The following is an 8,667-nucleotide window of genomic DNA, read 5'->3' on the forward strand; positions in this document are numbered from 1 at the left end:
GCCTTGTCGGGCCTCGGTCAGCCGACAGCAGTGGTCGGCACGCTCGGTGTCGCGCTGTACCGTGCCGGCAAGCACGGCGGCTTCAACAACACTGGCTACACGACGCCGGACGCGGTCCTCCTGCAGCGCAGGCTGGCGCAGTTGCGGACTGCAGGCGCGCAAGCGCTTGCCATCGAAGCCTCCTCGATCGGCCTTGACCAGGGAAGGCTGAACGGCATGCATTTCAATGTCGCGCTGTTCACCAATTTCACCCGCGACCACCTCGATTACCACGGCACGATGGAAGCCTACGAGGCAGCCAAGCGCCGGTTGTTCGACTGGCCCGGACTTGAACATGCCGTCATCAACCTCGACGACGATATGGGTCTGCGCCTGGTAGAACACCTGCGTGCCACGCGTCCGTCGCTGGCGGTGACCGGTTACTCGGCGGCAGGAAATAAAGCTGACGGCGTTCCGTTGCTTGCCGCCAGCGACATCCGCAGCAGCCATGGCGGCACGGTCTTCCGGCTCGACGCTCCCGGCGGCACCGCGCAGGTGAAGACCCAGCTCGTCGGCCAGTTCAACGTCAGCAATGTGCTCGGCGTGATGGGCGTGCTGCTGGCACGCGGCATCGATTTCCGTGCCGCGCTCGACGCGATCGAGAGCCTGACTTCCGTGCCCGGCCGCATGGAGCAGCTCGGCGGGCATGAGGCGCCGCTGATCGTGATCGATTACGCGCATACGCCCGATGCGTTGGAAAAGACGCTCGCCACCCTGCGAGAAGTCGCGCAACAGCGCCACGGAAAACTGTGGTGCGTGTTCGGCTGCGGCGGCGACCGCGACCCGGGCAAGCGCCCGCAGATGGGCAAGGTGTCGCAGGCGGCCGACAACATCGTCGTCACCAGCGACAATCCGCGCAGCGAAGAGCCTGCAAAAATCATCGAACAAATCCTTGCCGGCATCGACGCTGCGCGCTTCCCGGGCGATGCGCTGCATGTGACCGAAGACCGCGCGTCCGCCATCCTGTGGGCGGTGCGCCATGCGGCAAAAAGCGACGTGGTCCTTCTCGCAGGGAAGGGCCACGAGTCGTACCAGGAAATCAAGGGCAAGAAACTGCCGTTTTTGGATGCAGACCATGCCGCGCTCGCGCTGGCTGCACGGGCAACAATGAAGGGAACAAACTGATGAAATCGTCATTGGCTCAAGTGCAGCCATGGATTTCAGGCGCCGCAATCGTCAATGCGGCAGATGCAGCATTCGACGGCGTCTCGACCGACAGCCGTCAGGTAGCAACTGGCAATCTGTTCGTCGCCTTGCGCGGCGAACGTTTCGATGCGCATGATTTTCTGAATGAAGTGGCGGCCGCCGGTGTGGCCGCCGTGGTGGTGGAACGCGTGCCGGACGGTTTGACCGTCCCGGCGCTGGTGGTGCCGGATACGCGCGCCGCCCTCAACGAACTCGGCGCGTACTGGCGCCGTCAGTTTGCGATTCCGGTGGTCGGCGTCACTGGCAGCAACGGCAAGACGACCGTGAAGGAAATGATCGCGGCCATCCTTTCCGCAGCTTACGGAAGCGGCAACATCCTCGCCACCCGTGGCAACCTGAACAACGATATCGGCGTCCCGCTCACGGTTTTCCGCCTCGATGCGGCCTGCAAGGCGGCCGTGGTCGAGCTGGGGATGAACCATCCCGGCGAGATCGCCACCATCACCGCGACGGCACAGCCGACGGTGGGGCTGGTGAACAATGCACAACGCGAACACCAGGAATTCATGGAAAGCGTGGAAGCCGTGGCGAAGGAAAACGGCAATGTCATCCTCGGCCTGCCCGCCGATGGCGTGGCAGTCTTCCCCGCCGATGACACATACACAAACATCTGGCGCGGCTATGCCGGCCAGCGCAAGGTCATGACCTTCGGCCTGTCCCCGGATGCGGACGTGACTTGCACATTCAAGGTGAACGATTTCGGCAGTGACCTGTCCATAACTGCCGGTGGGAAACAGTTCCAGGTAGCACTCTCTGCGGCAGGCGAGCATAACGTCCGCAACGCGCTTGCCGCGACGGCCTGCGCACTGGCGATCGGGCTTTCCGAGGACGCGGTCATCCGCGGACTCGAAGCCTTCGCGCCAGTGAACGGACGCCTGCAGCGCAAGACGGCAAAGAGTGGCGCCCTGGTGATCGACGATACCTACAACGCCAATCCCGACTCGGTGCGTGCCGCGATCGACGTCCTGTCGCATGCTGCCGCGCCCCGGGTGCTGGTATTGGGCGACATGGGCGAAGTGGGCGACGAAGGCCCGCAGTTCCATGTCGAGGTAGGCACGTATGCACGCGACAAGGGCATCGAGCACCTGCTCACGCTGGGCCAGCTGGCACAGCATGCGAGCAGCGCGTTCGGTGCGGGAGCGACGCATTTCGACGATATCGCAGCGATCAACCAGGCAGCCGAGGCACTGGTCACCGCCGGCACGACGGCGCTGGTGAAGGGCTCGCGTTTCATGAAGATGGAGCGCGTGGTCCAGCACCTCGTCAACACAACAGAACACGGACAGGGATCCCATTAATATGCTGCTTTGGCTGGCACAATACTTCCAACAAGACCTCGGCCCGCTTCGGGTTTTCAACTTCATCACCTTCCGCGCTGTTTTCGCTACGCTGACGGCACTGGTCATCGGACTGCTCGCCGGGCCAGCCATGATCCGCATGCTAACCCGCCTGAAAGTTGGCCAGGCAGTCCGTACCGACGGCCCGCAAACCCACCTTGTCAAGTCCGGCACGCCGACCATGGGCGGCGCGCTGATCCTGCTCGGCATCGGCATCTCGACCCTGCTTTGGTCCGACTGGAGCAACCGCTTCGTATGGGTGGTGCTGGTCGTGACTCTCGGCTATGGGGCGATCGGCTGGGTCGACGACTACCGAAAGGTGGTCTACAAGAACCCGGAAGGCATGTCCTCCCGCGAGAAGTACTTCTGGCAATCGCTGATCGGCATCGCCGCCGCGCTCTACCTTGCGTTCTCGGTCTCCGCACCGACCAATACCAAGGTTCTGGAACTGTTCATGGCATGGGTACGGTCCGGCTTCAACATGGACCTGCCCCCCAAGGCCGACTTGATCGTCCCCTTCTTCAAGACGATCAGCTATCCGCTGGGCGTCTGGGGATTCATCGCCTTGACGTATTTCGTGATCGTCGGCACCAGCAATGCGGTGAACCTGACGGACGGTCTTGACGGCCTCGCGATCATGCCGACGGTGCTGGTCGGATCCGCCCTTGGACTCATCGCATACCTCACAGGCAGCGTGGTGTACTCGAAATACCTCTTTATTCCTCACATACCCGGGGCGGCGGAACTGCTAATCTTCTGTGGGGCCATGGCAGGTGCCGGTCTCGCGTTCCTCTGGTTTAACGCGCATCCGGCCCAGGTGTTCATGGGCGACGTCGGTGCGCTGGCACTAGGCGGCGCGCTCGGCACCATCGCCGTCATCGTCCGCCAGGAGATCGTCCTGTTCATCATGGGCGGCATCTTCGTGGTGGAGACGCTGTCGGTGATGCTCCAGGTCGGCTACTTCAAGTACACGAAGAAGCGCTTCGGCGTAGGCCGGCGGATCCTGCTGATGGCACCGCTGCACCACCACTTCGAACAGAAGGGGTGGAAGGAAACCAAGGTCGTGGTGCGCTTCTGGATCATCACGATGATGCTGGTGCTGTTCGGACTGTCGACATTGAAGCTGCGTTAAACAGGGAATATTGGGGAAAGCTGCGTGGAAAACGGCGTGGATGACAACGTGAACGAAGAGCAGGAAGGCAGCGCGGGCGATTTGCCCGAGAACGCTCCCACCGTCACTGCCGACGTTGAACCACCGATGGTGGAGGAAGCGGTGCCGGTTGAAGAACCGCCGCCCGCGCCTTTGGTCACCCTGGAAGAAAGCCTCGCCTATGAAGGCAAGCGCGCGCTCGTGCTCGGCCTGGGCGAATCCGGCCTGGCGATGGCGCGCTGGCTCGCCCGCTTCGGCGTCAAGCTGCGCGTCGCGGATACCCGCAACGAACCCGAGCGCCTCTCTGCGCTGCGCGATGCCATTCCGGATGCCGAATTCATCGGCGGCCCGTTCACTGCCGAACTGCTGGACGGCGTCGACTTCACCGCCGTCAGCCCGGGCCTCGCGCCCGACCGCGAGCTGGCCGCAATCATTCCGGCAGCGGCAGAACTCAACATCCCCCTGTGGGGCGAAATCGAATTGTTCGCGCAGGCGCTGGCCGCATTGCGCGCATCCCGCACCTATACACCGAAGGTCATCGCGATCACCGGCACCAACGGCAAGACCACCGTCACCAGCCTGACCGGCCTGCTGTGCCGCCGCGCCGGCCTGAAGACGGTCGTCGCCGGCAATATCAGCCCGGCGGCACTGGACGTGCTGCGCGAGGCGATGGACAGCGACGAGCTGCCGCAAGCTTGGGTGCTCGAACTGTCCAGCTTTCAGCTGCACACCACCTACAGCCTGCAGGCCGACGTGGCGACGGTGCTCAATGTCACCCAGGACCACCTCGACTGGCACGGCGGCATGGATGCCTACGCCGCCGACAAGGCGCGTATTTTCGGACCGCGCACCATCCGCCTGCTGAACCGCAACGATGCACGCGTGATGCAGATGGCAGCGCCGCAGGCTGCTTGCATCAGTTTCGGCACCGACGAGCCGGCACAGCCGGACTGCTTCGGCCTGGCCGACGAGAACGGCATGCACTGGCTGACCACGGCCATCGCGCTGGACGAAGGCGAAAAGCCGCGCCGCAAGAAAGAAATCGTCGCCGTCCCGGTCATGGTCAAGCGCCTGATGCCGGCCGACGCGCTCAAGATCCGCGGCCAGCATAATGCCGTCAATGCCTTGTCCGCGCTGGCCTTGTGCCGCGCGATCGGGCTGCCGCTCGCACCGCTGCTGCACGGATTGCGCGAATATCGCGGCGAGCCGCATCGCGTCGAGCTGGTCGGCAGCATCGGCGAAGTCGACTATTACGACGACAGCAAGGGAACGAATGTCGGCGCCACCGTCGCGGCGCTCAACGGCCTTGGCGCGGAACTGGGCGCCAACCGCATCGTCCTGATCGCCGGCGGCGACGGCAAGGGCCAGGATTTTGCTCCGCTGGCCGAGCCGGTGTCGAAGTATGTCCGCGCCGTGCTCTTGATCGGCAAGGATGGACCGTCCATCCGCGCGGCCATCGAACAATCCGGCGTCGAACTGGCTGATTGCGTATCGCTGGAGGCCGCCGTGCAGAAGGCATCCGAACTGGCACAAGCCGGGGACGCCGTGGTGCTGTCGCCGGCATGCGCGAGCCTCGACATGTTCCGCAACTATGCCCACCGCGCGCAGGTATTTGTCGATGCGGTGCGTGAAGTCGCCCTGTCCCGCGGCGAGGTGATCGCATGAAGTTCGCGATGCCATCCTTCGCCTCTTCCTCCGCGCGCGCGCCGATTCCCGGCGTCGTACAGCGTTCGAAGATGATGGAATACGACCAGCCGCTGGTGTGGGTGGTCGTGCTCCTGATGCTGTTCGGAATGGTGATGGTGTACTCGGCCTCGATCGCGTTGCCCGATTCGCCGAAGTATGCCAATTACAAGAACACGCACTTCCTCCTCAGGCAGGCTCTCTATATAGGAGCGGCCCTGGGCGCAGGGTTGCTGGCCTTCCGCGTGCGCGTCGAGACCTGGCAGAAGCTGGCCCCGTACCTGTTCGTCGCAACGCTGGTCCTGCTGGCGATGGTGCTCGTTCCCGGGCTGGGCAAGGGCGTCAACGGCGCGCGCCGCTGGCTCTCGTTCAAGGTATTCAACCTGCAGCCTTCGGAATTGATGAAGCTGTTCGTTGTGCTCTATGCAGCCGACTACACGGTGCGCAAGCAGCAAGTGATGCACAAGCTGACCAAGGGCTTCATGCCGATGACTTTCGCAATCGGCTTCGTCGGCCTGCTGCTCCTGCTGGAGCCCGACCTCGGCGCCTTCGGCGTGATTGTATGCATCGCGATGGGCATCCTGTTCCTCGGCGGGATCAACGGTATCTGGTTCGGCGGCATCGGCGCGACGCTGGTCGGCATCTTCACCATGGTCATCCTGCTCTCGCCCTGGCGGCGCGAGCGTATCTTCGCCTACCTCAATCCGTGGACCGAAGAGAACTCGCTCGGCAAGGCCTACCAGCTATCCCATTCGTTGATCGCCTTCGGGCGCGGCGAACTGTTCGGTGTAGGCCTCGGCGGGAGTGTCGAGAAGCTGCACTACCTGCCGGAAGCGCATACCGACTTCCTGCTGGCGGTGATCGGCGAGGAACTGGGCTTCGTCGGGGTCCTCGTCGTGGTCGCCATGTTCTACTGGATCGTGAAGCGCTCCTTTGAAATCGGACGCCAGGCGATCGCCATGGACCTGACTTTCGCCGGACTTGCGGCAAAAGGCATCGGCATCTGGATCGGCGTCCAGGCCTTTATCAACATGGGCGTGAACCTCGGCTTGCTGCCGACCAAGGGATTGACCCTGCCGCTGATGAGTTATGGCGGCTCAGGCGTACTGATTAATTGTGTAGGACTGGCGATTCTTTTGCGAATTGATTATGAAAACCGCGTGCTGATGCGAGGAGGGCGGATATGAAACGCCTCCTGATCATGGCAGCCGGCACCGGCGGACACATCTTCCCCGGCCTTGCGATCGCACAGACGATGCAGGCGCGCGGCTGGCAAGTGTCCTGGTTGGGCACCATGCATGGCATGGAGCGCGACATCGTGCCGAAGCACAGGATCGACATGGATTCGATCGACTTCGCCGGTGTGCGCGGCAAGGGACTGATGCACACCGTGCGCGGGATGTTCAAGATGGTTGGCGCATTTGCCTCCTGCTTCAGCATCATCGGCCGTCGCAAGCCGAGCGTGGTGCTGGGCATGGGCGGTTACGTCACGGTGCCGGGCGGCATGATGGCCAAGGCGCGCGGCGTGCCGCTGGTGCTGGTCAACGCCGACGCGGCACTGCTGCTGTCGAACAAGACGCTCGCACCGGTCGCGCAGCGCGTGCTGTTCGGTTTTCCGGCCGATTTCGGCAGCGCGGCCGACAAGGCACTTGTGACCGGCAATCCGGTGCGCAAGGAAATCATCGAAGTCGCCCCGCCGGCGCAGCGCTATGCAACACGCACCGGTCCGCTGCGCCTGCTGGTTGTCGGTGGCAGCCTCGGCGCAAAAGTATTGAACGAATGCCTGCCGACTGCGCTGGCACGTATTCCCGCGGACGTGCGGCCCGTCGTGACCCACCAGTCCGGCAAGCAGCACATCGACGCCCTGCGCAAGGCCTACGCCGATGCGCAGGTACAGGCGGAAGTCGTGGATTTCATCGACGACATGCCGCGCCGTTATGCAGAAGCCGACCTCGTGATCTGCCGTGCCGGCGCGATCACCGTGTCGGAGCTGACGGCGGCCGGCGTGGCCAGCGTGCTCGTGCCGCTGGTGGCGTCGACCACCTCGCACCAGCGCGACAACGCGCAATGGATGGCGAGCCAAAAGGCGGCGGTGCACCTGCCGCAGGGAGAATTGAATCCGGAACGGGTTGCGCAACTGCTGCAATCCCTGACCCGGGAGGAATGCAGGACGATGGCCGAAGCGGCGCATGGCCTCGGAAGACGCCAGGCGAACGAAACGATAGCGAACGTACTGGAAGAATTGGCCAAATAGCATGAAACACAAAGTAAAGAACATCCATTTCGTCGGCATCGGCGGCTCGGGCATGAGCGGCATCGCGGAGGTGCTGCTCAACCTCGGCTACACAATCTCCGGCTCCGACCTGGCCAGCAACGCCGCAACGCAACGCCTCGCCGAGCGCGGCGCAAAGATCAAGCTCGGCCACGCGGCCGAGAACATCCAGGGCGCTGACGCCATCGTCACCTCGACCGCGGTCAAGGGTGACAATCCGGAAGTCGTCGCCGCACGCGCAAAGCATGTCCCGATCGTGCCGCGCGCCATCATGCTGGCCGAACTGATGCGCCTGAAGCAGGGCATCGCGATTGCCGGTACCCACGGCAAGACCACGACGACCAGCCTGGTTGCCAGCGTGCTGGCCGAAGGCGGGCTCGACCCGACCTTCGTCATCGGCGGCCGCCTCAACAGCGCCGGCGCCAACGCCAAGCTGGGCGCAGGCGACTTCATCGTCGCCGAAGCGGACGAATCGGATGCTTCCTTCCTCAACCTGTCGCCGTGCATCGAAGTCATCACCAACATCGATGCCGACCACATGGAGACCTACGACCACAGCTTCGCCAAGCTGAAGCAGGCCTTCGTCGAATTCACCCAGCGCCTGCCGTTCTACGGCGTCGCCATGCTGTGCATCGACGATCCGAACGTGCGCGAGATCATGCCGTTCATCTCCAAACCCATCCTCACCTATGGCTTCCGGGAGGATGCGCAGGTGCGCGCAGTCGATGCCAAGGCGGTCGACAGCCACATGGAATTCACGGTGCTGCAGGCCGATTACCCGCCGCTGACCGTCCGCCTGAACCAGCCGGGCATGCACAACGTGCAGAACGCCTGCGCCGCCATCGCTATCGCGCGCGAACTGGGTGTGGCAGATGCAGCGACGCAGAAGGCGCTGCGCGAATTCAACGGCGTGGGCCGCCGCTTCACCCGCTATGGCGAGATCAAGTTGCCGGCAGGCGGTTCCTTCACGCTGGTCGACG

The 8,667-nt window shown here is 63.6% G+C and carries 7 protein-coding genes; all 7 read left to right on the forward strand.

Going from position 1 to position 8,667, the window contains the following annotated elements:
- The coding region (locus tag AYR66_RS29540; RefSeq protein WP_141104221.1) for a Mur ligase family protein at positions 1-1,164 on the forward strand (1,164 nt) is incomplete at its 5' end.
- Entirely contained in the window at positions 1,164-2,543 is a 1,380-nt protein-coding gene (locus AYR66_RS11465) for a UDP-N-acetylmuramoyl-tripeptide--D-alanyl-D-alanine ligase (RefSeq protein WP_088707599.1), read from the forward strand. The genes AYR66_RS29540 and AYR66_RS11465, both read left to right, overlap by 1 nt.
- A gap of 1 nt (position 2,544) precedes the next feature.
- Complete coding sequence (gene mraY, locus AYR66_RS11470; RefSeq protein ID WP_088707600.1) at positions 2,545-3,714, forward strand: phospho-N-acetylmuramoyl-pentapeptide-transferase; 1,170 nt, start codon at positions 2,545-2,547, stop codon at positions 3,712-3,714.
- A 249-nt stretch (positions 3,715-3,963) separates the two neighbouring features.
- A complete protein-coding gene (murD, locus tag AYR66_RS11475; RefSeq protein ID WP_234815027.1) occupies positions 3,964-5,397 on the forward strand; it encodes a UDP-N-acetylmuramoyl-L-alanine--D-glutamate ligase in 1,434 nt (477 codons plus the stop codon).
- Positions 5,394-6,602, forward strand: coding sequence for a putative lipid II flippase FtsW (gene ftsW / locus AYR66_RS11480; RefSeq protein ID WP_088707601.1), 1,209 nt, complete (start codon positions 5,394-5,396; stop codon positions 6,600-6,602). Before murD ends, ftsW begins: the two co-directional genes overlap by 4 nt.
- Positions 6,599-7,669 (forward strand): undecaprenyldiphospho-muramoylpentapeptide beta-N-acetylglucosaminyltransferase, encoded by a 1,071-nt coding sequence (gene murG / locus AYR66_RS11485; protein WP_088707602.1) that lies wholly within the window; start codon positions 6,599-6,601, stop codon positions 7,667-7,669. Before ftsW ends, murG begins: the two co-directional genes overlap by 4 nt.
- 1 nt (position 7,670) lies before the next feature.
- A partial coding sequence (murC, locus tag AYR66_RS11490; protein WP_088709758.1) for a UDP-N-acetylmuramate--L-alanine ligase occupies positions 7,671-8,667 on the forward strand: 997 nt, incomplete at its 3' end.

This window comes from Noviherbaspirillum denitrificans, assembly GCF_002211445.1.
GTDB lineage: Bacteria > Pseudomonadota > Gammaproteobacteria > Burkholderiales > Burkholderiaceae_D > Noviherbaspirillum > Noviherbaspirillum denitrificans.